This window comes from Paenibacillus sp. 01T424 (assembly GCF_056398745.1).
Genome location: NZ_JBFTPZ010000012.1, coordinates 112,780 through 139,189 on the forward strand (window position 1 = coordinate 112,780; position 26,410 = coordinate 139,189).

Consider the following 26,410-nt stretch of genomic DNA (forward strand, 5'->3'; position numbering starts at 1 on the left):
AATTTGGTATCACCTCCTGCAAAACTTGCATTTATTTTGTATAACTATTCCTAGCATGAGACGTTGATTTCATGAAAGGAAGGGGTAAATTACGATGATAAAAGGGGAATATTTTACAAAAATATAATAAAAATGGGATATTCCGCACAGGAAATAGAGGTTTAACTCGATCTTTAAAAACAACATCGAGTTAAACCCATAGCATGCTAGAAAAAAGCATTTTGAACGGTCATTGTTGTAGTTGTGATAAAATGAAAGGGATTCAGAAATAACCTAATAGAAATGATGGTCGCTATGAAAATCGAATTTGAAAATCATATCATTGAGTTTAATGTTGAATATGCCAATAGAAAAAAGATATATATCCAAATGGACTCATTGGGATTCATAACCGTGAAGGCTCCCAATGGAACAACGGAAGAGAATGTCATGCGGGCCGTGGAGCAGCATGGTAAACAGCTCACTCAGAGATTGCAGCAGATCGCGAAGGTTCGAGATACCCCTAAGACAAAAGAATATCAAGAGCAAGGAAAATTCCTTCACCTTGGAAAAGAGTACTTTCTTCATGAATTGATCGACACAGCTGATCTGAGTGAAGAGGAGTTAAAAATCAATCTTAAAAAGTTTTATTTTGCAAGCTGTAAGAAAATCATTGGAGAACGAATCAAACGATATCAAGAGCAGCTGAAAGTAAAACATAAAAGCTTCGAAATCGAAGAGTCAAGAACGAAGTGGGGAAGCTGCAGCTCAAGTAAAAAATTAACCTTTAATTATCGACTGGCGATGGCTCCGCTTGAGGTAATCGATTATGTCGTCATCCATGAGCTTTGCCATCTGACGCATATGAATCATGATCGTTCCTTCTGGAGACGAGTGGGCAGCATTATGCCGGATTACAAAGAGAAGGAAGAGTTTCTAGCAAGGCATGGTCAAGCTATGACACTGTAATCATGATAACTGGCCTCCTGTCAAAAGGAGGTTTTTTGCTGTATCTCTATTATATCGTCTATTTTTCAAATGGTTATGTTTACTTCTTATACATACTAATGATTTTTATCACTAATCGAGGGAAATCATGAACATTAGATGCAGCGTGCTTTATTTCTGTTCTAGCCTTGCTGGCTCCGCAGGTAATTTTCGTATTCAACGGTAAACTCGAGTGCTTGCTCAAAGTCTGGAGACAGGAGAGAAAGTGCCGCTATTACATCTGCTTTCGATGTGACGCTTAATGCAATGATTTGAGGTTGGCGAGGAATACGGAATAACGTATGATCGTGAAATGTGATGGTGACGATGGTCCCTATCGCCTCGTCATTGGAGGAATAAACCGTGCTCCACATCCAACGCTGCTGGTCGGTTTCCTCCGCATTTCCCCATTCCCGCRACAGGTCGAAATGGCCTGGAAGTTTGGGTTCGAGATGGAAACCGGATTCTTTAAATTGCCTATGAACAGGAAGGAACAACAGATTGAGAAATGTTCCATAAGCAGCATCTCCTGCCTCGTTGTAAGCTTTTTGCAAAATATCTTGATGGTTTAGAAGGATGGTTTCCCAGCTTTCATTCATATGATTTGTAATATAGCTTCCAATCGCAGCAATGGTACTTTCGTCACTTTCCTCAAGAAATGCTTGTAATGGATTTGTATGCTTCATACGTTATCCCCTTTCAATTTTCTCCGATTTTTGGAGTTGCATTTCAATCTTACAACATTCATGCAAATGAAAAGGTTTGACGTATTTTTCTTAGAAGCAACGGGTCTTCAATGAACAAAACCTTATCATGTAGGTTTAATCTTCAAAAAATATAGCAAGACGATAAATGAAGTTGAAATGGAAAATGCGAAACATAATGTGCTTAAAAACTCAATAAACAGGGTACATTCATACAAAGACGAATTCAGGGAGGTAGTACCCATGAGCAAGAAAAAACTATTGATAACTGCAATTGGAGCTGGCGTCACTTATTTAATGAAAAACAAGGATGCGCGAGATAAGCTTGTCCATACGCTGCAAAATTTCAGGAAAAAGAATCGTTAATGGAATAATCGATATTGGGCTCGGCAAATCAGCCTAGATGACAATTGGAAAAGAGAACGACTAGTTGGCTTCGATCATTTATGGTAAGATGTCTAAGACTAATAAACGATACAAAATCAATCAATAGGAGAAGCAGGGTACAAGATGATACCCTGCTTCTTTTTGTTTGGAAACGTTATATGCTTTGAGTAGCAAAAAGGGGATTGAAAATGCCTACTATTATTGCGAAACCATTTGATCAAGAAATGCAGAACCTGTTAAGCGATATACACTCCGCCTATCACGCAGGGGAGCTTAGCCAAAAGGACAAATCAGAGCTTCCGGAAAACATTTACGTCATCGAGGCTGAGGACGAGATGGTTGGATACGGAGTCGTTTGGGAGTACGATAACGCCAAGCAGCTGATTCAGAAAGCAGAACAAGATTATTTTAGCGATGATGAGAAGTATTTGGAGCGGGACTTTTATATTGAGATTAAAAACAAAAAGAACTTTGTATTTATAGAAGCACTTGATGTTTTAAAGGAATTTGAAGGCAAGGGTTACGCTGCTACCTTTATTCAATGGGTTAAAGCAAAATATCCGAATAAAAAGATGTATGTATATACGTTGGATAAAACAAGGAACTTTTGGTATAAGCAAGGCTTTGAGCCTTTGGGAAATACCGTTTGGATGACTTTTAATTAAAGGTTGAAAAATGGGCATAGGCTACTGTCTCAAGGGTAGAGGTTTATGTCGATTATATCGTTTTATTATGCTATACTTACTTGTTATGTCTTAAAGGAACGGTTTTTGGAAATGCTATTCGATTATAAAAGCAGCATGATTGAGAATATAAGGCTTCAAATGAAGGAGAAAAGATGACTTTTAATGATCTAAATTTTAGCCCTGCAATACTGAAGGCGCTAACCAAGGAAAACTACACTAAGCCTACGCCTATTCAGGAGCAGGCCATTCCCGTCGTACTAGCGGGCAAAGATTTGTTTGGCTGCGCTCAGACAGGGACAGGGAAAACGGCTGCATTCGCATTACCCATCATTCAGTTATTAAGCGGCCAACCCACTAAACCGGGGGCACAGCGACGTATTCGCTCATTGATTTTGACACCTACAAGAGAGCTTGCCCTCCAGATAGAAGAAAACATGCGTGCGTACGGACAATTTACCGACCTGCGCAGTGTAGCTATCGTGGGCGGCGTTTCACAGAAGGTTCAGGAGCGTGCACTTCGACAAGGCGCTGATGTTATTATTGCCACTCCAGGCAGACTTATCGATCTTATTAATCAAAAGTTTGTTGATTTGCAATATGTACAAATATTAGTGCTTGATGAAGCAGATCGAATGCTCGATATGGGCTTTATTCACGACGTGAAGAGAATCATCGCCAAAATGCCAAGAAAAAAGCAAACACTCTTTTTCTCGGCTACGATGCCTCCAGAAATTTCGAAGCTTGTCAAAACGCTGCTTGTTAATCCGGCGAAAGTGGAAATAACTCCAGCTTCCTCAACAGTGGATCGAATAGAGCAATCTGTCTATTTTGTAGATAAAGGTAATAAACAAGATTTATTGAATGACCTGCTGCAGGATAAATCCATCGCTTCGGCGCTTGTATTTACTCGGACGAAGCATGGTGCAGATCGCGTAGTGCGCGGACTGACTAAAGTGAATATTTCTGCACAGGCTATTCATGGAAACAAGTCTCAAAATGCCCGCCAAAATGCGTTAACTAATTTTAGAAGCGGTGCAACTCGAGTACTGGTTGCCACAGATATTGCGGCGAGAGGTATCGATATTGACGAGCTTTCGCATGTCATTAATTTCAACCTTCCTAATATTTCAGAAACGTATGTTCATCGCATTGGCCGTACAGGCAGAGCTGGATTAAGTGGAATCGCCATCTCTTTTTGCGAAGTGGATGAAATTCCTTATTTGAAGGATATTGAGAAAATGATTCGCAAAACTATACCTGTAGTAACTGAACGTCCTGATGGGGTTCTGATCAGTTAAGCAACGAAGAAAGCCGAAATATAATAAATTGACCTAGGGGTGATCGTCTGAGAAAGCAAAAGCCAATGTCATTCGAAGATTTGTTGAAGGAATTGCAAGGACAGAAGTCGATTCAGGAAGATCCAAATCATGTTTCATTTGATGATTTGTTTAAAGAATCGTTTATGAGCAAGCATTCCAGCTTTACAAGCTTTAGCGCGTTTCTTGAGAAGGGCAACTTTCAAGTAGAAACAAGAGAAGATGTTCAGAACATTCCGGATGAGCTATTTGATCGTCACGTTGCAAGAGAAACGGATTTTGCCAATTGGCAGTCTATGCTCGATACAGCAACTTCGGAATACAGCGGCAAGTAGAACAGTAGAAGTGCCAGCATTGCGTCAATTATAGGCAAGTAGAAGCTTGAGCCCATCGCGGCTTGAGCTTTTTTTTGTTTATTTTGAGGTTAATTTCACATTGTAATGAGCCATTCACGCTCTGTTCATATTCCAAACGTAAACTTCAGCTATCAAGAGAAGGAATGGAGATGGTTGAACATGTTTCTAGCGCTGCGCGAATTGAAATATGCGAAAGGCAGATATTTTCTAATTGGATTAATAATGGTTCTGGTCGCATGGTTAACCTTTATGGTTTCAGGATTAGCCAATGGGCTTTCATCAGATAATGCATCCATTCTAAAAAATATGGACGCCGATTATTTCGTGCTTCAGACGGATTCCGAGCATAAGCTGACACGGTCCGCACTAGGTACCGAGAAGCTGGAGGAGGTCAGGCAATTAGAAGGACTCTCACAATCCGAACCGCTTGGGCAAACGATGCTTTCGGTATATCGGAATGATTCCAAGAAGAAGATAGATATTGCTTTGTTTGGTATCGAGCCAAGTGGAAAGGTAATGCCTAGTATTACTGAAGGGAAAAGCATGGGGGCGAGCAATGAAGTGGTCGTTGACTCCTCGTTAAAAGAACAAGGCGTGCAAATTGGCGATACGCTAGGTGATCAAGAGCTCGGCATTGAATGGAAGGTCGTCGGTTTTGCCACTAATCAGAAGTTCAGTCATACGCCGGTTGCATTTATGGATATCCAAAATTTTAATAAGCTGATGCAAGCATCCTTTGGTAAACAAACAGCTTCCTATAACGCTATTGTCATTCATACAGATAATCTAAACAAAGAATCATTGCAAAAAAGTGTAGCAGATACGGAGGTTATTACAAAAAAAGAAGCGGTACAGGGCATTCCGGGCTTTAAAGAAGAGCAAGGCTCCCTGACGATGATGATCGCTTTCTTAATTGTTATTGCCGCTTTCATACAAGCTGTTTTCTTCTATGTCATTACACTGCAGAAAATTAGCCAATTTGGAGTGTTGAAGGCAATCGGAGCAAAGACGTCCTATCTGGCAGCAAATTTAGTGGGTCAAGTATTGCTTTTGGCTATTGTGGCTGTTGCAATAAGTATCGGACTTACTTTTGGCGTAAGTGCGATTTTGCCAGAGAGCATGCCTTTTGAGTTAGGTGTAAATATATTGTCTCAATATTCCGGTTTACTTATTCTAGTCTCGATTATCGGTGCGTTGCTGTCCTTAAATCGGATTGCAAAAGTTGATGCGATTGAAGCGATTGGGAGGGTTGAATAATGAAGGAAAAACTTATTCTTGAGCATGTAAATAAAGTGTATGGCGAAGGTGAAACGGCTGTTACGGCGCTGCAAAAGGTTTCTTTAAGCGTAAAAGCAGGTGAGTTTGTCGCTGTTGTTGGACCATCGGGTTCGGGCAAAAGTACTTTTCTTTCCATAGCGGGGGCGCTGCTCTCACCGTCAAGTGGACGGATCTTAATTAATGAGAAGGATGTTACGAATTTATCCTCAAGCGAGTTAAGTGAAGTTAGAGTCAAAAATCTTGGTTTTATTTTTCAAGCATCCAATCTTGTTCCTTATTTAAGAGTAATAGATCAACTGCTGCTCGTATCGAAGCTAGCAGGTACTGATGGAAAAGAAGCGCTTGTGAAAGCTAAAGCGCTTCTTGAGAAAGTAGGACTGCTGCATCGGATGAATTATTATCCGGAGAAGCTATCCGGCGGAGAACGCCAACGGGTTGCCATTGCTAGGGCATTCATGAATGATCCCGGTGTTATTCTAGCCGATGAGCCGACAGCCAGCCTCGATTCTAAACGGGGTAGAGCGGTAGTGGAGCTCATGGCTACTGAGGTTAAGCAAAGGGGCAAGGCGGCTGTTATGGTCACCCATGACGAGCGTGTATTGGATTTATGTGACCGGATCGTAACGATTAAGGACGGTATGCTTTTTGAGCAAAATGATCATGCTGCTGCGAGCAATAGGCCAGATGCAGTCGCACATAGGTGAATGAAGGTTGATTAAGCAGTGTTCTCTTGCACGTCTTGCATCAAGCTTAGATGGGATGTCTCTGAAGGTCTATGACCTTTAGGGACATCCTTTTTTTTCTGAAATTCCCCATGAGGAAGACGGAGTGTGAGTTCATTGGCAGCAGCTGTTTTGGGGAAATGCGTTTCAGTTCATACTTTGCATGTTTAATAAAGTAAGACCCTGCTGCAGCTAATATTGGATATGCATGTAGTCAGGTTGAGAGTTCATACAGAAGGAGATGAGACGATGGGCAAATGGAAAACATCACGGGTTTGGCGCAGTATTGGTTTGCTATTGCTCATGCTTTGCTGCATGACGTTAATCGTATCTGCTTCTAATCCGAATACCCCTGAAGGTTTTTTAATTATCGCACATCGCGGGGCTTCTGGTGATGCTCCTGAGAATACGATGGCCGCCTTCGAGCAAGCGGAGCGTCTAGGTACTGATTTTATCGAATTTGATGTACAGCTGAGCAAAGACGGTGAACTAGTAGTCATTCACGATGATACGGTGGATAGAACGACGCAATGTACAGGCGCTGTGGACGATTATACATTAAATGAACTTGAAAATATGGATGCCAAGCATGATGAAAAAACAGACGAAACGGATGAGAAGATCGTTTCATTCGAAGAAGTTATGCACCGTTTTGCTGGAAAGCTAGGCATGCTCATCGAGATTAAAGAATCAAAACTTTATCCTGGCGTGGAAGAGAAGGTGGCTGAGGTCGTACGTCGTTATGAGCTTTTGCTCCAAGTTAATGGCTTAGAGGAGGGCCGAAATTTTACAGCGGTTGAACATGTGAAAAATAGCGTGGGTATCATTATTCAATCCTATAACTTTCAATCGACCCGTCTAATTCACTCCCTGCTGCCGGACATCCCAATTGCTGCGCTTATTCAGGAGGATCAGCATCCTCTGTCAGAGAAGACGCTGGATGAACTTGTTTCTTTCGCGGATTACATTCATTACAATCATGAATTGCTTGACGAGAAGATCGTAGAGCAAATTCATCATCGCAACCGGAAGGTCATGGCGTGGACGATACAGTCTGAGCAAGATATGATACGGATGAAAAAGCTCGGAGTGGATGGGGTTATTACCGATTTTCCGGGGTAAGGAATATACGAGAAACTCTACTTCCTTCTATACAAAATTATTCAATCAAATACAAATGTTGCCATAATGTGAGGTTTGATGAATAATAGGGGGAGAAGGGTGGGATGGTCATGAAAATGGCTTTTACTGTCGATGTAGAGGATTGGTTTTGCAGTCCGAACCTGTCTCTTTCCGAATGGGCTGACTGCGAATTAAGGCTTGAGCAGCCCGTTCATCAAATATTGGACCTTCTGGACGAATATGAGGCGACGGGCACTTTTTTTGTCCTAGGCTGGATCGCTGAGAAAAGGCCTGATTTGGTGAAAGAAATATATCGAAGAGGTCATGAAATTGCATCACACGGCTATTCCCATCGTCTCGTTTATAATCAATCAAAACTAGAATTTAAAGCGGATATTAGGCTGTCAAAAGATATTTTAGAGCATTTGATCGGTTCAAAGGTGAGTGGGTATCGTGCCCCCTGTTTTTCTATGACAGATTGGGGACTTGATATTTTAATAGAAGAAGGATTCGCTTACGATTCTAGTATTAGTCCGAATACACCAAATAACCTATATTCCAAGTTTAATTTGTCCTCGAAAGTTGCGCATTCTTTTAAAATAAAAGATCATCTTTGGGAAGTGCCGTTGCCTGCTTTTCGCTTAGGCGGCGTTAATATTCCATGGGGCGGCGGAGGGTATTTTCGAATTTATCCTTATCGTTTTTTTTATAGCGGAGCACGAAAAATTATAGGCGATAAAGATTATTTCGTTTATTATATCCATCCCTATGATTTAGACTACGATCAACCGCAAATTTTTAACACCTCTTGGTCAAATGGCATTCGAAGATACTACGGATTAAGGGATACATACGCAAAAATAAAACAATTATTGTCGGATTTCAACTGTATGTCCATAAGTAAATATGATCCTCAAATCGGGGGGATACATTAGCGTGACCATGAAAACGGAGATTCTGTCTAACCGGCGTTTATTGGATGGTGTCGCTTATTTATTTTGCAGAGAAATGGGGATTAGAAGGGTAAAGATACAGAAACCATCGGCAGAAGAAGTGAATATGCTCCTTATGAACGGCATTGTATCCGAAGATCTTAAGCTTGTGGAAAAATCATTTGGTTACGCTTGTTATGAATATTACAGGCAGCTTTATGATCCCGATTCCTTTGACCACCTTCTTATCGCAGAGGCCAAAAATCGAAAGAAAATGCTGGACTTGTGCTGCGGGGGAGGGGCTACCGTATTCTCTTTACTTCAGAACGAGCCGGATATTATATATGGAATCGACTCGGATGCGCACCAGATCGGTCTTCTAGAAGCACTGCTCCACAGAAGTGAAGCTTCTAACAAAGTAGTCACAACAGTAGCAGATGCGCACCATATCCCGCTTGCAAACCATTCAGTTGATTTTGTCGTTTGTAGAGTAGCGCTGCAATATCTTCATGTGGAGCAGGTGCTGCAGGAGGTTTTTCGTGTATTGTCCCCGCGAGGAAGGGTGTTTTTTCTCGTACATGGTTCGGGATATATTTTGGATTATTTATTTGCGCGAAGAGCTATATTGAATAAAAAAAGTTTGAAATTTGCAATACATAAGTTTTTTCATTTAAGCAGTAAGGCTAAGGAGTTTAACCGCGCGCAAGCGAATTTTTTGACCGCAAAGGATTTGAAAGAGAAGCTGGCTGCTGCAGGATTTCGAGACATGAAGGTGCACACCCATAAAGAATGGATGAAAATGGGGGTGTTTCCAGTTTATTTTGCGGTAACGGCTGAGAACTAAATATAGTCTGCTCAAAGACAACAGTAACCCAAGGTAAGTAGACTTGGGTTATTGCTGCTTGACTATGTACTTTGTTTGCCACTCTCGTGTCAAAGCACATATTAAATACTGCGTACGCTGTCTCTAATCATAAGTTCTGTACCCAGCATGACATGGTGAATGATTTCTTTACCTTCGAGCATTTCAATAAGAATTTGCGCCGCTTGGGAGCCTAACTCGTATTTATGCTGGTGAACGGTAGTAAGCGCGGGTGTGCAATAAGCCGTCAAATCAATGTTGTCGAAGCCGATGATCGATATATCATCAGGTACCTTTTTCCCCATATCCTTAACGCCCTGCAAAGCCCCGAGAGCCATTAAGTCGCTTGAGCAAAATATAGCAGTCACTTCAGGACGGCTGGACAATAGTTGGCGTGCGGCCTCTCTTCCGCCATGCTCGGAAAATGAACCATTCAGCACAAGTGTTTCATCAAAGGGAACACTGCTGCTTTGCAGTGCTTGACGGTAGCCCTCTAGCCTAAGCAGGCTTACAGCTGCTTGCTCATGGCCGTTTATCATGGCGATATGGCGATGTCCCGATTCGAGCAGATGGTTGGTTGCCGCAAGAGCACCCGTTGTATTATCCGAAGTAACGTATCCAACGTTAGGACCTTGGAGAGTGATATCAATAAGGACGCATGGAATATCAGACGATACGATTTCCTCCAAATAAGGATCGTCTAATCGAATACCCATGATGATAACCCCGTCTACGCCTCGTTCCTGGCATAATGTTTTATATGATTTTACCTTTTGTTTCTGAGGTGTTGTACTGAATAGGACAAGGTCATAATCGAGTTCGCCTGAACGGTCATTTATTCCGCAAAGGACTTCGAAAGCGATATTGTCTTTGGAGCTGTCTCTTGTAACATTGGAGAGAAGGAGGCCAAGTGTCTTTGTTTTTTTCGATATGAGCGACCTTGCAGCCATATTAGGGCTATAACCGAGCTGGTCTGCTATAGTCTTAATTTTGAGCCGAGTGCCCTCGTTAACGTCGTCATAGCCGTTCAAGGCACGCGATACTGTAGTAACAGATACACTAGCAGCTTTAGCTATATCTTTAATCGTAACCATACAATACCTCCGAAATGTTGAAAACATGTAATGTATTATGATAAAAATTAAAAAATAAATTGACTCTTGTAAATGCTTTCATCATGATCTATAATTCGATTATAACTTATCCGAAACGTTTTGGAAAGTTAGATTGCTTCGTCGAAAATGAGTAAGCATATTTTTTTGCCTCTTTTCCGAAACGTTTCGGATAAACGAATGTTTGTTTGATTTAAGGGAATAAAAAAGCTATTACAAGAAGAAATGAGGGAAACACTTGGATTATCGAGTCATCAAAGAAAACGATCTATTCCTCATGACGGACCGGAATGGAGATATTCCGGAAGGTGATGTTTCAGGTCAGGGTCTTTACACAAAAGATACCCGGTTCATAAGCAGGATGGAAATCCGAATCAACGGTCAGAAGCCGATACTGCTGTCTTCAGCAGCGGATGAGAATTATATTTCTACGATTCGCCTTACCAATCCACATATGGAAGAGAAGGGCGAGCTTATCTTGTGGCGTGAGTCCGTAGAAATTGAACGTACACGCTTCATTTATGATGGAGCATTGTATGAGACGTTCAAGCTCACCAGCTATTATCCTAAAGCCATTAAATTTGATTTCTCCGTGTTATTGGATGCGGATTTTGCAGATATGTTTGTCGTTCGCGGCTTTCAGCACGGCGATTTGGGAAGAAAGACGGCAGAGAAAAGCGGCCAACGGGAAAGAGTAATTGGCTATCTTGGAGCTGACGATGTACGCCGTGAAACGAAGATTAAATGGGATACAAATGAAAGTCGCATAGGCGAGACAGGCGAGCTCCATTTCGATGTGGAACTGAACCATCGGGAAAGCCATGCAATCGCTTTCTATTTTGCGCCAATCATTGACGGCAATGAGCCGCAGCAGCACGATCCGGCGGAAGCGATGGTTAAGCTTAGACAATCGTATGCGGATTGGAATGGTTCATCCACATCCATCCAAACGGATGTACCGCTATTTAACAAGCTGCATCATCGCGGAGTGCAAGACTTAAGAGTTCTGCTTACGGATATCGGATATGGAGCATTCCCAGTGGCAGGCTTGCCTTGGTTCTCGGTGCCATTTGGCCGTGATAGTTTAATTACTGCGCTGCAGATGTTATCCTTAAACCCGCAAATTGCTAAGGGAACGCTGCTCACGATGGCCGCTTATCAAGGCCAGAATGAAGATGAGTGGCGCGATGAGCAGCCAGGTAAAGTGATGCATGAAATTCGGTATGGCGAACTAGCAAGCACAAATCAGGTTCCATTTACGCCGTATTACGGCACGATTGATGCGACGCCGCTATTCCTTCTATTAGCTGCCGAGTATTATCACTGGACCGGAGATGCTCAGTTTGTTAAAGAGCTAATGCCTCATCTTAATGCAGCACTCGCTTGGGTGAAGGAATATGGTGACTGCGACGATGATTCCTTTGTGGAGTACTATCAGAAATCTTCTAAAGGGATTGCCAATCAGGGGTGGAAAGATTCTGCGGATTCCGTTGTTCACCGCAACGGCGATTATGCAGAGGCTCCAATCGCGCTCGTCGAGGTTCAAGGTTATGTTTACCAAGCGCTTACAAGGCTTGCCCCTATATTCAAGAGCTTAGGCCACGAGGAACAAGCCGCTGGCATGGAGCAAGATGCAGAACAGCTTAGAGTTCGCTTTGAGCGCGACTTCTGGATGGAGGATGAGCAGTTTTACGCGATTGCGCTTGATAAGGATAAGAAGCGCGTAGATTCCGTCACTTCGAATTCAGGACATATTCTAATGTCGGGCATTGCTTCTCCTGAGCGTGCAAGTGCTGTTGCGAAAAGACTGGTTGCTCCTGACATGTTCGGTGGTTACGGCATTCGTACGATGAGTACGGGAGCAGCCGGCTACAACCCGATGAGCTACCATGACGGAAGCATATGGCCGCATGACAACTCCGTTTGTTTGCTTGGTCTTAGCTATTTAGGCTTCCAAGAAGAAGCGATTACCGTCATGCAAGGACTATTGGATGCAGCAGCAAAGTTTGAGTATTACAGATTGCCTGAGCTGTTCTGCGGGTATGATGATTCGCTCGGTGCGCCAGTTCCTTACCCCGTTGCTTGCTCTCCGCAGGCATGGGCAGCAGGGACGCCGCTCACATTTGTGCAAGCCTTGCTTGGGCTTCAGCCTAACGCTCTAACGAAGCAGATTACAATTAAGCCATCTTTGCTTCAAGGGATGAACGAGCTTCTGGTAGAGCAAATGCAAATTGGCAGCGGTGCTCTAAGCCTGCGCGTCACTCGCGGTATCAATGGCCCAGAGGTGGAAATACTGTCTAATCTGACAGGATATGAGCTTCTCATTTCATAGGTTTCACGCTTTATGCTTTATATACAAAGTTCATATTACTAAGGAGGTTGTATGTAAGATGAAGAAAACAGGGGTTTCAATTTTATCTTTAATGCTGGTAGTTGTTCTTATGTTAACGGCTTGTGGCAAGGGCAATGAAGGCAACAAAAACACAGGTAATACAGCAACGAACGGCGGTACAGAACAAGAGGCGACAAAAGAGCCAGCCGCTGAGAAGGTAACCGTTACACTTGCAGGTTGGGGAGCAAGTCCAGAAGAGCAGGATTTGCTAAACCAAACGTTGAAGGAATTTGAAGCAAAATATCCAAATGTAAAGGTTAATTATGAAGTAATTGCCGATCAATACATGGATGTTATCAAAACAAGACTTATTGGCGGTGAAGGCCCAGACGTCTTCTACCTGGATGCATTCGAAGCACCTGCACTCATTGAGCGTAATGTTCTAGAGCCGCTTGATAGCTATGTGACACCAGAATTTGATGTTGCAGACTTTGAACAGCCGATGGTTGACGCTTTCAAACAAGATGGCGTTTCCTACGGTTTCCCTAAAGATTTCTCTACGCTTGCAATGTTCTACAACAAAAAAGACTTTGCAGAAGCAGGAATTACTGCTCCCCCAACAACTTGGGATGAGCTGAAAGAAGCTGCAGTTAAGCTTACTAAAAAAGAAGGCGACAAAACGGTTCGCTTCGGCTTTGGTGTTGCGCCTGAGCTTGCACGTCAAATGTTCATGATTCAAGCATTCGGCGGCAAAGTTGCAGATGAGAATGGCAATGCTGCATTCGCGGCTCCAGATGCTCTTAAAGGTTTGCAGCTTGTAACGGATATGCACAATGTAGACAAATCATCCGGCGAGCCAAAAGAAGTAGGCGCTGGCTGGGGTGGCGAAATGTTCGGTCAAGGCAAAGCTTCCATCGTATTCGAAGGAAACTGGGCAATTCCATTCTTGGAATCCAACTACAAGGATCTAGATTACGGCACAGCTGAGCTTCCAACTGTAAATGGCAAACAAGGCACTATGGCTTTCACTGTTGCTTATGTAATGAACAAGGAATCGAAGAAAAAAGAAGCAGCTTGGCAGTTGATCTCCTTCTTGACTGGTAAAGAAGGAATGAAAACGTGGACGAGCAAAGGTTTCGCGCTTCCAACTCGTAAATCGGTATCACAAGAGCTTGGCTACGATAAAGATGAGCTTCGCAGTGCAATTGTAGCAGGCGCTTCTTATGCAACGCCTTGGCAAGCAGGCTCCACACTTCCTACAATCATGAGCAACTTCAACAACCAATTCGTTGATACATTTATGGGTAATTCGAAGCTTGAAGATGCAATGAAGAAAGCAGAAACGGTTGCGAATAAGGAAATCGCAGCAGCGAAGTAAGCGAGGTGAAGGAGGGAGAGCGCAAGACGCTCCCTCCTTCAATCTCTGATTTTGATATGAAAGGAGAAGGTGCAGCATGACCCATGTCTCTTCATGGAGAAAAAAGCTGAAAAATAACGTAACCGGCTATCTGTTCCTGCTTCCAACCATTCTAGTTCTTGGTACTTTTTTGTTCTTGCCTGTATTCTATTCCCTTTATTTATCGGGACATAAGGTGAATCTGCTTGGCGAAGTAAGTTACAAATGGGTAGGATTTAAAAACTTCACGCGTATGGCAGGCGATGAAAGAGCCTGGATAGCGCTTAAGAACACGGCATCCTTTGCTTTGTTTGTTGTGCCGCTGCAAACGGTGTTTGCTATTTTACTAGCTGTTATTTTGAATGCTAAGCTCAAATTCAAAAACTTCTTCCGTATCGTATTTTTTATGCCGACCATTACTTCGTCGGCGGTACTATCACTTATATTTATGTGGATATACAATTCAAACGGTCTTTTGAACCGAGTGCTTGAATTTATCGGTTTGCATGGATACAACTGGCTTGGAGATCCTGCGGTCGCCATGAAGGCGATCATGCTTATGAATATATGGTCTACCGCTCCATTCTTTATGGTTGTTTTCTTGGCTGCATTACAAGACATTCCTGATGCGCTGTACGAGTCAGCTATGCTTGACGGAGCAGGAGGCTGGAGGAGATTTATTTCCATCACGCTGCCGCTAATTAAGCCTGCGACCTTCTTTACGGTCGTTATGGGTATTATCGGTACCTTCCAACTTTTCGACCAATCTTATATTTTCTCAGCAGGTTCAGGCGGACCGAATAACTCGACCTTGACCGTAGCTCTGCTTATTTATCAATATGCTTTCAAAAATCTCGACTTCGGCTATGCCTCTGCGCTCGCTGTCATGCTGGCTGCTGTCATTATGATCGTGACGCTGATACAGCGTAAGCTATTTGCCGAAGAAAAGCTGAACTAGGAGGGCGACTAGATGGTATTTCAACAATCCAAATGGGGAAAGGCGATTCTTTATTTCCTGTTATTCTCATACGGCTGCATCACTGTTGCTCCCTTTCTATGGGCGCTTTCCTCTTCGTTTAAGCCGCTCAGTGAGATTGTTTCCGGGGGCATCAACTTTATTCCGAAAGAATTCACCTTGCAGAACTATTATGATATTTTCGTGAAAGAGCCGCTTTTCCTCAGGTGGATGTACAACAGTGCCTTGATTGCAGTTGTTGCGACGGTTTGCAATACGCTGTTCAACTCAATGGCGGGTTATGCACTTGCACGTATTGAATTTGCCGGCAACAAAATCATGTTCATCCTTATCCTAGCGGTGCAGATGATTCCAGGCCAACTGACGATCGTACCCGCTTACTTAATTATGAAGCAGCTCGATTTGTTGAACACCTATGCCGCACTGACTTTGCCGATGATGGCGAATGCGACGTTTATCTTTATGATGCGGCAATTTTTCCTCAGCTTCCCGAAAGAGCTTGAGGAGGCAGCGGAGATGGACGGGCTTAATCGGTTCGGCGTGTTTTTCCGAATTGCATTGCCGCTTGCGATACCTGCATTAGCAGCTCAAACGATCTTCGTTTTCATGGGTGCATGGAACGAGTTCCTGAAGCCGCTCATGTTCATGTCCGATAAGTCGATGTTTACTTTAACGCTCGGTCTGAATACGTTCAAAGGGCAGTACATTAGCCACTGGAACTACATTATGGCTGCATCGATGGTATTTACGCTTCCAGCGCTGCTGATTTATGCGTTCTTCAATCGATTCTTTATTAAAGGAATTACGTTTACCGGCGGTAAATAACATAGTAACCAAACGGGGCTGTCCTGAGGTCATTTAGACCTCTTGGGACAGCCCCGTTTTTAATTGATTCACATATGCATAGTGAGACATAGTGTGCTCAGTGGGCAGGCTGTGAGCGATAATAAGGCTAATTTCTAGACCTATTTTTGTGATGAAGGCTGATTGGGCGAAAATAGGACTAGATTGTAGATCTATTTTAGTCCGAAAAGGATACAAAGAGGCGATTGGCAGCTCACGAGCGAAAATAAGCCTATTTTCTAGCTCTATTTTTACTAAGCGGGCTGATTGGGCGAAAATAAGACTAGATTGTAGCTCTATTTTTGTCTGAAATGGATACTATGGGGAAATTGGCAGGTTTTGAGCGGTAATAAGCCTATTTTTTAGTCCTATTTTTGCGAAGAGGGCTGTTTTGATGAAAATAGGACTAGAATGTAGATCTAAATTTGTTTGAGTCGAGTATGGGGTCATTTGGCAGAAGAGACTAAGTGTTTACGCACATTCTCGAAATGATAATGCTTGCTGTGCAGGGCAAGCCAGCTCGTCATTATGGATGTCTATAGTCGAATTTATCGTGAGGAACGTCAAGGCTATGACCATTAATGGTTACGGTATCGTTATCGCTCCAAGTGATGACCGCTTGATCCTCGTGAGCGCTCCAATAAATGTTTTTGGTTTTATGATTGCGTTTATTGAATACCAATTCACCGCGAATCACCAAAGGAGTAGTCGCTCCTCCATTTGTAAGGTACGCTTTTAAACTGTAAGTCCCATCAGGGGAAGCTGCCTCTATAAGAAATTTCCCCTTCGGCAGTCTGCCCATGTCATAGAAGAGCCAATAAACACCAGCACCAATAGTTAAGGCGAAGAATGTGCAGATAGAAATAAATATGATGAGCAGCTTTTTTAAAATTTTCTTTTTCTCGCTCGCCGCTTGAACATCAATATCTTCATCGAACAACGGTATCATTTACTGGAAAATTTGGATAACATTAGAATATCACAAGTTACACTCCGGAGAAACCGAATGCGAATCATAACAACAATTAGATATAAACGATGCCCTGCCGAATAAAACAAAAAAAGCAGCCCAATCGGGCTGCTTTTAGTTTTATTAATCGGAGCTGGGAAGCAGCAAGAGCTTATTCCTTAACCGCACCAATGACAATCCCTTTTACAAAGTAACGCTGCAAGAAAGGATAAACCAACAGAATCGGTAATGCGCCGATAAAGATTTGCGATGCGCTAATGGTTCTTTGCGACATATTGGCAACCATTTGCGGATCAAGCTTAGTCATATCCTTTTGAACGATAATCGTTTGCATGAAGCTTGCAAGAGGCAGCTTCTCGGCATCCTTCATATAGATGATACCGTCGAAATAGGAATTCCAATGTCCGACCATAATAAACAAGGAAACCGTTGCAATCGCAGGCAAGGAGATCGGCAAATAAATCATGAAGAAAGTGCGCAGCTGGCCGGCTCCATCAATAAAAGCAGCTTCTTCCAGATCCTTAGGAACAGTACGGAAGAAGTTTAGCAAAAGAATAACGTTATAAACGCCGACTGTACCTGGTAGGATAAGCGCCCATAAAGTATTCATTAGTCCGAGCTTAAGGATGAGGAGGTAGCTTGGAATAAGTCCGCCTGCAAATAGCATCGTTACGACAAAATACCAAAGATAAACGTTGCGAGCGCGGAAGATATGAGAATCTTTGGACAGCGCATAAGCAGCAAGTGTACTAACTAGCATAGCAAGCGCCGTACCAAGGATAGTCCGCTGTGTCGACACCCACAAGGAAGTTAGGAAATTGCTATTGTTGAACGTCTTGGCATAGGCTTCTAATGTGAAACCGATCGGCCAAAAAGTGACCAATCCCGCGTTGGCGGGAGCGGACGCACTCATGGAAACCATGAGAAGGTGATATAGCGGCAGCAAGCATAATATGGAAAGAAGAATCAAAAACACGTTGTTAAATATGCTGAAAATACGGTATGGCAGTGTTTTATGGTGCATACGTTGTCACCCTTTCTAGAAGATTCGGTAACCGGCAAATTTATAAGCAAGACGATAAGAAATTACGATTAGAATCAAGCTGATCCCTGATTTAAACAGGCTAACTGCTGTTGCAAAGCTGAATTGACCGCTGAGTAGACCTTCACGATAGACAAAGGTGTCAATGATATCACCCTGCTGATAAATCAAAGGACTGTACAAGTTGAACACTTGGTCGAAGTTTGCATTTAGTACGTTACCAAGCGCCAAGGTTGCAACTACAATCGCAATTGGAATGAGAGATGGAATCGTAATATGCGTCGTTTGCTTGATACGGCCTGCACCGTCAACTTCAGCAGCTTCATAAAGTGCTGGATTAATACCGGCAAGCGCTGCAAGGAAGATAATCGTATTGAATCCAAATTCCTTCCACACATCACTAAAAATAATGGTGAAGCGGAACCAGGCGCCATCGCCCAAAAAGAAAATCGGCTTAATGCCGAATACATTGCTAATAAATTGATTAATAATTCCTGTCTGTGCGAGCATATCGATCAAAATTCCGGATAGCGTGACCCAGGAAAGGAAATGCGGCAGATAGACGAGCGTTTGGATGGATCTTTTGAGCCCCATGTTCCTGACTTCATTCAGAAGCAAAGCAAAAATGAACGGAATGATTAAGTTCAGCACGATTTTGGAGCAAGCAAAAAATAGGGTGTTCCACGTAATTTGCAAGAAATAATCATTTTGAAACATGTATTCAAAATGCTTCAAGCCTACCCATGGAGAGCCCATCATTCCAAGTGAAGCTTTATAGTCTTGAAATGCCATCATAATACCTGTCATCGGTATATAGGAGAAGATGAAAACCGAAAGTACCGCCGGCAGCACCATGAAATGCAGCATCCAAGGTTGTTTATATTTGTGTTTTGTTTTTGCTCGTGGTGTGGTCTCCAAAGTCACTTGCTTTTCTGTGTTTGCTTCCATAGCTATCCCCCGTTCCATAAAATTGGTTTGTGTATAATAAGAAACCCTGCTATATATAGTAACAAGCATTTCTCTTACTGGACTATAGGATAATGTTAGGATTGATATGGTTTTGTTAGGGGATATCGTCTGGAGGAATGAATGATGGAGATTAGTAACGGTCTTGCTTTTGTCAAAAGAAAGATGGGTGCTCGGTTTAGTCTGTTTTCTAAAATGAATGGGTTGATCTTAATTTTGTTCATCCCCATTGTGATCATGTATACGTATTCAAACGACGTGGCCTTTAACGTTGTCAGCAAGGAGCTTAAGCTATCGAACACGAGACAGTTGTCCTTTTTGTCCAGTCAAATTGACTCGCGGATTAATCAGATGGTCGATTTCTCCAATACATTCTCGAAAGATCCGAATGTGCAGAGATTTAATGGGCTTAAAATATGGGAAGATCGTTATGACCGCATGCAGACTAGGTTTATCGTTCAAGAGAAGATGGCACTGCAATCAGGCGTCATTAACATATGGCCAGTCAGATACACCGTATACTCGCAACAAAACAAAGAGTTGATATCAAATTACAACAATCCTGCTGAGTACGATGAGGAATTTTTAAAGCGAAACATGAGCGGGAAATGGACCTATGGCAATGGCGAAGCTAAGGCCGATAATGAGCCCAGTTACTTTCATTGGTTTTATACCGAATCATATGGCCAGCAAGGTAAACTGAATGGAAGCAATCTGGTCATTGAAGCGAGCTTCAGTTATGAAAATATCCAAAACATGCTGGACACCTATAAATCAGGCGGACAGGGTGATCCGATTTTTTATCATAAAGGTGACGCTCCGATTACGAACCGCAGTGCGGATCAACAGCTTTCAGGAGAGTTGGTTTCCTACTTGGACGAGCAGTCGCTGGAAGACACAACACAGCAGGTAGTGAAGCTGCATGGTGAGAACTATTTGGTGAGCTCGGTTAAATCCACTTATTTGGGCTGGCATTTGGTTGACGTTGTTCCGCTCGATCAAATATTGAAGCCGATATCGATCACTCGCAATTTGTTTTATGTTTCGATGATTTTGTTATTTGTTGTGGGCATATCTGCTTCCATCCTGCTTTACCGTAATGTGCAGCGGCCGATCAGGCAATTGATTAAAGGTTTGCAAAGCGTACAGCGGGGGGATTTCTCGTTTCGGATCAGCTCAAGCGTAAATAATGAATTTTCATTTTTATTTTACCGTTTTAACGATATGTCACGACAAATCCAAGATTTAATTGAAAATGTACTGAATGAAAAAATTCGGTCAAGGGAAGCGACATTGAAGCAATTACAGGCTCAAATTAATCCGCATTTTCTATATAACTGTTTGGGCTATATAATTAATATGGCACAGATGAAAGAACAGGAAGCGGTTGTGTCGATGGCATACAATTTAAGCGCCTATTATCGCTATACGACTCGAACGGAGAGACAAACCGCCGCGCTGGATGAAGAAATTAAATTACTCATTAATTATTTGGACATTCAGAAGCTGCGCAACGGCAGAATTGATTATACAATAGATATCCCAGCAGAAATGCTGAAGCAGCGCATACCGCCGCTTATGCTTCAGCCTATCGTAGAAAATGCGGTCATTCATGGTATAGGGAAATCCTATACATCTGGAGAAATTCGAATTACCGGCGAGATGTCAGACGGGTTATGCAAAATATATATCGATGACGATGGCCCGGAGCTTGAGCCAAGTGTGCTTGAAGCGTTGAATACAAAAATGAGTGAGCCATTGAAAGAGGAAATGGGCTGCGGACTTTGGAATACGAATCAGCGTATCATTCATCAATTTGGCGATAAATCTTATTTATGCTTCAAAAAATCGCCATTAGGAGGATTTCGGACAGAAATCGTATGGGAAACAGCATCTGGAGAAGAACAGAGACCTTATCCTACTTTACAAGGAGATACACAACATGCAGATGATAATCGTAGATGATGAAGCACACTGGGTAGAGAATTTATCGATGCACAAGCCTTGGCATACTCTTGGTATTGAGCAGGTTCATAAAGCTTACTCTGCACATGAGGCGCTTCAAATTATAGAAACGAATCCCATTGATATTGTCATATCCGATATTTTAATGCCCGAAATGACGGGGCTTGAACTCATAGAGAAAATACGGGAACGCGATAAAAGAATGAAATGTATTATTTTATCAGGACATTCGGACTTTGAATTTGCCAAAAAAGCGGTCCAAAATCAAACGGTAGATTATTTGCTAAAGCCGCCAACGGATAACGAACTGTTCAGCGCGGTTAAGACTGCGATTGACCAATTGCAAGCGGAATGGGAAGCGGTCAGCTCGCAGGAGCGGACAGAGTACACGCTGAGGGAGAATCTGCCGCTGCTGCGCGGTCAGTTGCTGATTGATGCGTTAAAAGGCTACCGAATGTCTGCGGATGAATGGACTCGAAAGCTTGAAAGCTATGGCTTGCCGTTCAGTTATGGAGATTGCACACTGCTGCTTGTACGTATGGAAGAGGAATTTGGGCAATATACAAGTAACGGTCAACAGCTGATGGAATATGCCATTATCAATATGGCGGAAGAGATCTTCAGTGAATTTTCTGAAGTATGGGGAGTAAAGGAGGAGCATGGTTATTTAGTGTTTTTGCTTCAACTGAAGGATAAGGGTTCAATCCCTGGAAAAGAGAAGATTTTGGAGAAGCTTGCGATTCAGCTTCAGCATAAAGTAAAACAATTTTTGAAAGGATCCTTATCCATCGTACTATCAGAATCTTTCAAGTTTCCTGAACAGCTTCAGGATAATTATCGCAAATCGTTTGCTTACTTTAGGCAAATCGTAGGGGACGAGCGAGAATTTGTTATGCGGGTTGGCGATATGGAGCCAAGCGTATCGCATGGTCCGTTGGACGCTCTTTATATGCCGCCGTCTCTGATTAGCTTATTAGAGGCAGGGCGCTGGGAGGCTGCGGAGGATAAGCTGGTAAGCGTTTGCGCGGAGCTCGACGAGAGATGGTCCGACTCATGGGAGCATTGCATGGAGGCTGGATTTTTGATCGCCTCCTCGTTCACACAGCTGGCACATCGGAACGGGCATACGCTGGTCAAGCTGCTAGGGGCAGATATGGAGCCTTTGCAAAGCGGAGAAGCTTTTACATCGATCAGCAAGCTGCGCAAATGGTCGCTTAACGTGCTTTCGAAGCTGAAGGACGGCACCTCAAGTGAAATTAAAGATATACGTTCTTCTTATGTGAAGAAGATTCAAAATTTCGCGGAGGAGCATCTTCACGAAGACGTTTCTTTGCGAGCGCTCGCTGACCATGTGAATTTGCATCCTACCCATCTGTCCAAAATATATAAGATTGAGACGGGTGAAGGCATAAGTGATTATATATCACGTCTGCGCATGGAACGAGCCTGCCATAAGCTGAAAACGACTAGCAAAAAGATTTATGAAATTAGCATGGAAATCGGCTATTTGGACCCGGCTTATTTTATCAAAGTGTTCAAACGCCAGTATGGTGTAACACCGCAGGAATATAGGGACGGCAATCAATAGCCTAACAGAGTCCTATGGAAACTAACAATGTCCTATAGATACCCCCCCGTACAAATTGTTAAAGTTACTCATGTAAGGATCTTACACCGTAGGGGGAAAAGAAAAATGGCTAAATTCAAAAAAGCAGGGCTTCTACTTGCAGCTTTGGGACTCGTTTTCGTTACAGCTTGCAGCGGTAATACCGGCAAGAACGTAAACAAAGAAGAGTCAGGTTCAACGAATACTAGTACTAGTACAGCTGATAGCGCATTCGCCGCTGGCAAATACGATCCACCGATTGAAATCAGCACCGTATTGATGCCGATTAAGAACTATGGCGGTAAAGGCGATACGAAGGAAAACAACGTCCACGATCGTTGGATGCTTGAAACACTTGGTATTAAACATAAGGATACTTGGTATCCAGCAAGTGATGATCAATACAGACAAAAGCTTCAACTTGCTATTTCTTCAGGCGAGAAGCTTCCGGATTTTGTAAAGGTACCAACAAACGCTGTATTGACTAACCAACTTATCGATTCTGGTCAATTTATTGCAATTGATGAGCTGTTTGACAAGTACGCAACAAAAGTTTGGAAGGACCATGCTGAGAAAAACCCTGAGCTTTGGTATCCCTTCACAAGAGACGGCAAGAAATACAATGTGCCATTGATGGAGTATACGAACAATGACAACACGCTGCTTTGGCTTCGTGAAGATTGGATGGAGAAGCTGAAACTAGAGGCTCCAAAAACAATTGCAGATCTAGAAGTCATTATGGACAAATTCAAAAACGAAAACCCTGACGGCCTAGCGCCAAAAGATGTTTATCCACTAGCGATTTCTTTGAAAGGCGCTACGAACACTTGGATGGGCGGACTTGATTGGTTATTCGGTGCTTACGGTTCTGTTCAAGAGCAATGGAACAAAGATAAAGACGGAAATCTTGAATACGGTTCCGTAAATCCAGGAGCAAAAGCAGCACTTGCGAAGCTTCAAGAATGGATGAACAAAGGTTATATCCATGCAGACTCCGCTTTGTGGGATGAAGGCAAGTCAGCAGAAAGCTGGACAAAAGGCGCAGCAGGCATCTTGCCAGGCGCAAACTGGGTACCAGATTGGCCGGCTCCAGATTTGTTGAAAAACGTACCAGGCTCCAAATATAAAGCTTACCCGGTACCTGCAGGTCCGGACGGTTACATGGGTACAAAATGGCAGAACTCTGGCGTAAACGCTAGTATTATGATCAACAAGGATGCGAAGCATCCGGAAGCTATTTTCTTGTACTACAACTACTTGCTTGAAAACCTAGCGAATCCTACGGTTGGAAGCAAATATGAGCATGGCTTTGCTCAAGGCTATGACTGGGATATCGTAGACGGTCAACCAACGAGCAACAAGGATAAAATCCCTGGATTTACGAACGAATTCCCGTTCATTACAGGTCCGGCTCGTATTCCTGATCTATTTATGACAACTTTGGTTAAGCTTGCTGACGGAGTTGCTCCGGAAACACCTTACGAGAAACAAACGGCTGAATTCCGCAAACCTGAAAACTGGTATGCAGCAAAAGTCGTTATGGATCAAAAGGATATTCGCAAACAAAACTACTTTACAGGTGCAGCAACAGAAACAATGGTTTCGAAATGGAATTTGCTACGTCAATCCGAGATGGAAACGTTCAACAAAATCATCTACGGCAAATTGCCGGTTGATGCTTTCGATGAGTTTGTATCCAGCTGGAAAGCAAATGGCGGAGACCAAATCACGAAAGAAGTTAATGAGTGGTTCCAATCCGTTTCTAAAAAATAAAGATCTTGGCCCGCAGAGTCTACTGCGGGCTTTTTTTTGTGTGATGGGTTGGTGGTGCGAAAGGAGGAGGAGGTGGGTGGCACCAACAAGATAAAAAAGGGGGATAGAGCGGGTGGTGCTTGCGAGGTGGAATGTTGTTTATGGAGCGGTGTTGGCGGTGAGTAGATAGTTAGTAAGTCAGTAATTCAGTAAGTGAATGATTAAATGAATGAATGTCGGACGCTCATGTGCGGAACTTTGATAGCGGGTAGTCTGTAGTGGACTAGTGGGTGTGAAACGGTAATGGTGGTATGTTTGTAACGGACGCTCATGTGTGGAATTGTGCTCGCGGGTTGTGTGTAGTGGACAATTGGTTGTAGAACAGTAATGGTGGTGTGCTTATAGCGGACGCTTATGTGCGGAACTATGCTCGCGGGTTGTGTGTAGTGGACAATTGGTTGTGGAACAGTAATTGTGTATGCTTATAGCGGACGCTCATGTGCGGAATTGTGCTTGCGGGTTGTATGTAGTGGACTATTAAGAGTGGAACGGCAATGGTGGTGTGTTTGTAGCGGACGCTCATGTGTGGAATTGTGCTAGCGGGTTGTGTGTAGTTAGTGGACAATTAGTTGTGGAACAATAATGGTGGTGTGTTTGGGCCGGGAGCAGCGCGGATGTTGTGTGTGTGGCAAATGATTCGTTGTAGAATGCTGCTAAGTGGATGGATGAAGCAGACCTGCTTGAGCGTAACGGACACCAGAGCGCTTATTTGTGTAGAATCGGCTGTTTTTGTAGAGCTAACGGACATATGTTCCGCTATTTGGGCTAAAGTGCTTGAATTTATTGTCTTTTTACTAGAATAACGGATCCTATCTATATAGCCCCCTAATCCATTTGGACACTCCCACTCCTTTCAGCTACACTAAATTTATGGTGGGGGAATGACCAGTGAGAAGACGATTTAGATGCCCGGTTGAAGCGAAAAAGGAGCTTGTTGTAGAAGTGTTAGCTGGTTACCGTACGGAGGTTGTAGCCAGAAAACATGGTATGTCAGCCAAGCTGGAAGCCTTGCAGCTTAAATATGATCAAGCAATAAAACAGCTTGGAGAGAAAGAATTGGAACTAAGCATTCTCAGAGATTTGGTAAAAAAAAGCACCCAGACTGGAGACAGCGTTAACATGGATTGAGCGAGGCTATCCCGTCCGAACGGTATTGCGCATCTGTGACCTACCTCGTTCAACGTATTACTACCGCCTTCAACATCCAGATCGATGTCATCCTAAAGGAAAGGGGCGGCCAATTCCGGGCTATTCCTATGATAAAAGTGGCAATGTCGTCTTGGATGCTCGCATTAAAGGCTGGCTTCGTGTTCTCATTAAAGGACCTAATGCTGCATTCGGCTACCGTAAACTTACCGTCTTATTACGTCGAAAATACCAACTCGTCATTAATAAGAAGAAGATCTATCGACTGTGCAAAGAGCTTCAAATCCTTGCTCCTCAGCGAGAGGCAGCGAATCCCGTACCGAAACGAATAGCCAATAACCGTGTAGTGGACGGCCCTAATCAACTATGGCAGCTGGATATTAAATACGGCTATGTAGCTGGTCAGCGGCGACACTTCTATCTGGCAAGCATAATTGATGTATTTGACCGTGCCATTATCTCGTATCATCGAGGCAAAGCCTGTAATACGAACGACATAATAACGGTGGTACAAAAGGCGATTTTGAAGCGCAACATCCACGAGCAAGCACACAAATTGGTTGTCCGAACCGACAATGGTCCGCAGTTTATAAGCAAGGCYTTCTATACGTATTGTGAGCAAGCTCCGCTTGAGCACGAACGTATTCCGAACCGTTCACCCAACAAGAACGCCTACATCGAATCGTTTCACAGTATTTTGGAACGAGAATGTTACCAACGTCATTGCTTTGAGACCTACGAAGAGGCATTCAAGGAAGTAGATCGRTTTATCCGTTATTACAACCAAGTCCGTATTCATGGAAGTCTTCAGGACTGGTCACCTTACGAATATTTACAGTTGATACTTTCTGAAAAACTAAAGCCTCAAAAAATTGCAGTATGATGCGATTGAATAAGAATGAGTGCGCATGTG

At 43.1% G+C, this 26,410-nt stretch carries 25 protein-coding genes; 20 read left to right on the forward strand and 5 right to left on the reverse strand.

Annotation, left to right across the window (positions count from 1 at the left end):
• The first annotated feature begins 294 nt into the window (after positions 1-294).
• Positions 295-948 (forward strand): M48 family metallopeptidase, encoded by a 654-nt coding sequence (locus tag AC1DPK_RS12160; RefSeq protein ID WP_430060975.1) that lies wholly within the window; start codon positions 295-297, stop codon positions 946-948.
• Between the two features lie 161 nt (positions 949-1,109).
• On the opposite strand, the gene AC1DPK_RS12165 is transcribed toward AC1DPK_RS12160, so the two are convergent.
• Positions 1,110-1,652: a DUF6022 family protein gene (locus tag AC1DPK_RS12165; RefSeq protein ID WP_477510484.1), complete on the reverse strand. Its 543-nt coding sequence runs from the start codon at positions 1,650-1,652 to the stop codon at positions 1,110-1,112.
• Between the two features lie 261 nt (positions 1,653-1,913).
• Between AC1DPK_RS12165 and AC1DPK_RS12170 the strand changes: the two genes are divergently transcribed.
• The 9 genes from AC1DPK_RS12170 to AC1DPK_RS12210 all read left to right on the forward strand — a co-directional run bounded on the left by AC1DPK_RS12170 (position 1,914) and on the right by AC1DPK_RS12210 (position 9,313).
• Entirely contained in the window at positions 1,914-2,036 is a 123-nt protein-coding gene (locus tag AC1DPK_RS12170; protein ID WP_256711082.1) for a hypothetical protein, read from the forward strand.
• Positions 2,037-2,245: 209 nt separating this feature from the next.
• Complete coding sequence (locus tag AC1DPK_RS12175) at positions 2,246-2,722, forward strand: GNAT family N-acetyltransferase (protein ID WP_441884164.1); 477 nt, start codon at positions 2,246-2,248, stop codon at positions 2,720-2,722.
• A 173-nt stretch (positions 2,723-2,895) separates the two neighbouring features.
• Positions 2,896-4,041, forward strand: coding sequence for a DEAD/DEAH box helicase (locus AC1DPK_RS12180; protein ID WP_477510485.1), 1,146 nt, complete (start codon positions 2,896-2,898; stop codon positions 4,039-4,041).
• 65 nt (positions 4,042-4,106) lie between these two features.
• Positions 4,107-4,394: a hypothetical protein gene (locus tag AC1DPK_RS12185; RefSeq protein WP_076271489.1), complete on the forward strand. Its 288-nt coding sequence runs from the start codon at positions 4,107-4,109 to the stop codon at positions 4,392-4,394.
• Positions 4,395-4,499: 105 nt separating this feature from the next.
• Entirely contained in the window at positions 4,500-5,672 is a 1,173-nt protein-coding gene (locus tag AC1DPK_RS12190) for an ABC transporter permease (protein WP_477510486.1), read from the forward strand.
• Positions 5,672-6,397 (forward strand): ABC transporter ATP-binding protein, encoded by a 726-nt coding sequence (locus AC1DPK_RS12195; protein ID WP_477510487.1) that lies wholly within the window; start codon positions 5,672-5,674, stop codon positions 6,395-6,397. Before AC1DPK_RS12190 ends, AC1DPK_RS12195 begins: the two co-directional genes overlap by 1 nt.
• Before the next feature lie 267 nt (positions 6,398-6,664).
• On the forward strand, positions 6,665-7,537 hold the full coding sequence (locus AC1DPK_RS12200) for a glycerophosphodiester phosphodiesterase (RefSeq protein ID WP_477510488.1): 873 nt from the start codon (positions 6,665-6,667) through the stop codon (positions 7,535-7,537).
• Between the two features lie 110 nt (positions 7,538-7,647).
• Positions 7,648-8,472 (forward strand): polysaccharide deacetylase family protein, encoded by an 825-nt coding sequence (locus AC1DPK_RS12205; RefSeq protein ID WP_477510489.1) that lies wholly within the window; start codon positions 7,648-7,650, stop codon positions 8,470-8,472.
• A gap of 7 nt (positions 8,473-8,479) precedes the next feature.
• Positions 8,480-9,313: a class I SAM-dependent methyltransferase gene (locus AC1DPK_RS12210; protein WP_477510500.1), complete on the forward strand. Its 834-nt coding sequence runs from the start codon at positions 8,480-8,482 to the stop codon at positions 9,311-9,313.
• A 101-nt stretch (positions 9,314-9,414) separates the two neighbouring features.
• Here AC1DPK_RS12210 and AC1DPK_RS12215 read toward each other — a convergent pair whose 3' ends face one another.
• Positions 9,415-10,425 carry a LacI family DNA-binding transcriptional regulator gene (locus AC1DPK_RS12215; RefSeq protein ID WP_477510490.1) on the reverse strand — a complete coding sequence of 337 codons (1,011 nt, stop codon included), beginning with the start codon at positions 10,423-10,425 and terminating at the stop codon, positions 9,415-9,417.
• A gap of 256 nt (positions 10,426-10,681) precedes the next feature.
• Here AC1DPK_RS12215 and AC1DPK_RS12220 point away from each other — a divergent pair, with 256 nt between their 5' ends.
• The 4 genes from AC1DPK_RS12220 to AC1DPK_RS12235 all read left to right on the forward strand — a co-directional run bounded on the left by AC1DPK_RS12220 (position 10,682) and on the right by AC1DPK_RS12235 (position 15,972).
• Positions 10,682-12,775 (forward strand): amylo-alpha-1,6-glucosidase, encoded by a 2,094-nt coding sequence (locus AC1DPK_RS12220; RefSeq protein ID WP_477510491.1) that lies wholly within the window; start codon positions 10,682-10,684, stop codon positions 12,773-12,775.
• Between the two features lie 58 nt (positions 12,776-12,833).
• Positions 12,834-14,153 (forward strand): ABC transporter substrate-binding protein, encoded by a 1,320-nt coding sequence (locus AC1DPK_RS12225; protein WP_477510492.1) that lies wholly within the window; start codon positions 12,834-12,836, stop codon positions 14,151-14,153.
• A 76-nt stretch (positions 14,154-14,229) separates the two neighbouring features.
• Positions 14,230-15,129 carry a carbohydrate ABC transporter permease gene (locus AC1DPK_RS12230; RefSeq protein ID WP_441884191.1) on the forward strand — a complete coding sequence of 300 codons (900 nt, stop codon included), beginning with the start codon at positions 14,230-14,232 and terminating at the stop codon, positions 15,127-15,129.
• 12 nt (positions 15,130-15,141) lie between these two features.
• The gene (locus AC1DPK_RS12235; RefSeq protein ID WP_076271479.1) at positions 15,142-15,972 is read left to right on the forward strand and encodes a carbohydrate ABC transporter permease; all 831 of its coding nucleotides are present in this window, start codon (positions 15,142-15,144) and stop codon (positions 15,970-15,972) included.
• Positions 15,973-16,516: 544 nt separating this feature from the next.
• Here the strand turns inward: AC1DPK_RS12235 and AC1DPK_RS12240 are convergent.
• The 3 genes from AC1DPK_RS12240 to AC1DPK_RS12250 all read right to left on the reverse strand — a co-directional run bounded on the left by AC1DPK_RS12240 (position 16,517) and on the right by AC1DPK_RS12250 (position 18,950).
• Entirely contained in the window at positions 16,517-16,930 is a 414-nt protein-coding gene (locus AC1DPK_RS12240; RefSeq protein WP_477510493.1) for a DUF5412 domain-containing protein, read from the reverse strand.
• Positions 16,931-17,111: 181 nt separating this feature from the next.
• Positions 17,112-17,984 (reverse strand): carbohydrate ABC transporter permease, encoded by an 873-nt coding sequence (locus AC1DPK_RS12245; RefSeq protein WP_339207057.1) that lies wholly within the window; start codon positions 17,982-17,984, stop codon positions 17,112-17,114.
• Between the two features lie 15 nt (positions 17,985-17,999).
• Positions 18,000-18,950, reverse strand: a complete 951-nt coding sequence (locus AC1DPK_RS12250; protein ID WP_339207058.1) for an ABC transporter permease — start codon at positions 18,948-18,950, stop codon at positions 18,000-18,002.
• A gap of 141 nt (positions 18,951-19,091) precedes the next feature.
• Between AC1DPK_RS12250 and AC1DPK_RS12255 the strand changes: the two genes are divergently transcribed.
• From AC1DPK_RS12255 to AC1DPK_RS12280, 6 genes are all read left to right on the forward strand, one after another.
• Complete coding sequence (locus tag AC1DPK_RS12255) at positions 19,092-20,933, forward strand: cache domain-containing sensor histidine kinase (RefSeq protein ID WP_477510494.1); 1,842 nt, start codon at positions 19,092-19,094, stop codon at positions 20,931-20,933.
• On the forward strand, positions 20,911-22,521 hold the full coding sequence (locus AC1DPK_RS12260; protein WP_477510495.1) for a response regulator transcription factor: 1,611 nt from the start codon (positions 20,911-20,913) through the stop codon (positions 22,519-22,521). Before AC1DPK_RS12255 ends, AC1DPK_RS12260 begins: the two co-directional genes overlap by 23 nt.
• A 105-nt stretch (positions 22,522-22,626) precedes the next feature.
• Positions 22,627-24,312, forward strand: coding sequence for a type 2 periplasmic-binding domain-containing protein (locus AC1DPK_RS12265; protein ID WP_441884206.1), 1,686 nt, complete (start codon positions 22,627-22,629; stop codon positions 24,310-24,312).
• Between the two features lie 653 nt (positions 24,313-24,965).
• Complete coding sequence (locus AC1DPK_RS12270) at positions 24,966-25,154, forward strand: hypothetical protein (protein ID WP_477510496.1); 189 nt, start codon at positions 24,966-24,968, stop codon at positions 25,152-25,154.
• A gap of 85 nt (positions 25,155-25,239) precedes the next feature.
• Positions 25,240-25,479, forward strand: a complete 240-nt coding sequence (locus AC1DPK_RS12275; protein ID WP_477510497.1) for a hypothetical protein — start codon at positions 25,240-25,242, stop codon at positions 25,477-25,479.
• Positions 25,475-26,380 carry an IS3 family transposase gene (locus AC1DPK_RS12280; protein WP_477510501.1) on the forward strand — a complete coding sequence of 302 codons (906 nt, stop codon included), beginning with the start codon at positions 25,475-25,477 and terminating at the stop codon, positions 26,378-26,380. Before AC1DPK_RS12275 ends, AC1DPK_RS12280 begins: the two co-directional genes overlap by 5 nt.
• Positions 26,381-26,410 lie beyond the last annotated feature (30 nt).

What these genes read in the sequence shown, in the direction of transcription:
- AC1DPK_RS12160 (WP_430060975.1), top strand. Translation starts at nt 295, where the DNA reads ATGAAAATCGAATTTGAAAATCATATCATTGAGTTTAATGTTGAATAT.
- AC1DPK_RS12170 (WP_256711082.1), top strand. Translation starts at nt 1,914, where the DNA reads ATGAGCAAGAAAAAACTATTGATAACTGCAATTGGAGCTGGCGTCACT.
- AC1DPK_RS12175 (WP_441884164.1), top strand. Translation starts at nt 2,246, where the DNA reads ATGCCTACTATTATTGCGAAACCATTTGATCAAGAAATGCAGAACCTG.
- AC1DPK_RS12180 (WP_477510485.1), top strand. Translation starts at nt 2,896, where the DNA reads ATGACTTTTAATGATCTAAATTTTAGCCCTGCAATACTGAAGGCGCTA.
- AC1DPK_RS12185 (WP_076271489.1), top strand. Translation starts at nt 4,107, where the DNA reads ATGTCATTCGAAGATTTGTTGAAGGAATTGCAAGGACAGAAGTCGATT.
- AC1DPK_RS12190 (WP_477510486.1), top strand. Translation starts at nt 4,500, where the DNA reads ATGAGCCATTCACGCTCTGTTCATATTCCAAACGTAAACTTCAGCTAT.
- AC1DPK_RS12195 (WP_477510487.1), top strand. Translation starts at nt 5,672, where the DNA reads ATGAAGGAAAAACTTATTCTTGAGCATGTAAATAAAGTGTATGGCGAA.
- AC1DPK_RS12200 (WP_477510488.1), top strand. Translation starts at nt 6,665, where the DNA reads ATGGGCAAATGGAAAACATCACGGGTTTGGCGCAGTATTGGTTTGCTA.
- AC1DPK_RS12205 (WP_477510489.1), top strand. Translation starts at nt 7,648, where the DNA reads ATGAAAATGGCTTTTACTGTCGATGTAGAGGATTGGTTTTGCAGTCCG.
- AC1DPK_RS12210 (WP_477510500.1), top strand. Translation starts at nt 8,480, where the DNA reads ATGAAAACGGAGATTCTGTCTAACCGGCGTTTATTGGATGGTGTCGCT.
- AC1DPK_RS12215 (WP_477510490.1), bottom strand. Translation starts at nt 10,425, where the DNA reads ATGGTTACGATTAAAGATATAGCTAAAGCTGCTAGTGTATCTGTTACT.
- AC1DPK_RS12225 (WP_477510492.1), top strand. Translation starts at nt 12,834, where the DNA reads ATGAAGAAAACAGGGGTTTCAATTTTATCTTTAATGCTGGTAGTTGTT.
- AC1DPK_RS12230 (WP_441884191.1), top strand. Translation starts at nt 14,230, where the DNA reads ATGACCCATGTCTCTTCATGGAGAAAAAAGCTGAAAAATAACGTAACC.
- AC1DPK_RS12235 (WP_076271479.1), top strand. Translation starts at nt 15,142, where the DNA reads ATGGTATTTCAACAATCCAAATGGGGAAAGGCGATTCTTTATTTCCTG.
- AC1DPK_RS12245 (WP_339207057.1), bottom strand. Translation starts at nt 17,984, where the DNA reads ATGCACCATAAAACACTGCCATACCGTATTTTCAGCATATTTAACAAC.
- AC1DPK_RS12250 (WP_339207058.1), bottom strand. Translation starts at nt 18,950, where the DNA reads ATGGAAGCAAACACAGAAAAGCAAGTGACTTTGGAGACCACACCACGA.
- AC1DPK_RS12255 (WP_477510494.1), top strand. Translation starts at nt 19,092, where the DNA reads ATGATGGAGATTAGTAACGGTCTTGCTTTTGTCAAAAGAAAGATGGGT.
- AC1DPK_RS12260 (WP_477510495.1), top strand. Translation starts at nt 20,911, where the DNA reads ATGCAGATGATAATCGTAGATGATGAAGCACACTGGGTAGAGAATTTA.
- AC1DPK_RS12265 (WP_441884206.1), top strand. Translation starts at nt 22,627, where the DNA reads ATGGCTAAATTCAAAAAAGCAGGGCTTCTACTTGCAGCTTTGGGACTC.
- AC1DPK_RS12270 (WP_477510496.1), top strand. Translation starts at nt 24,966, where the DNA reads ATGTTGTGTGTGTGGCAAATGATTCGTTGTAGAATGCTGCTAAGTGGA.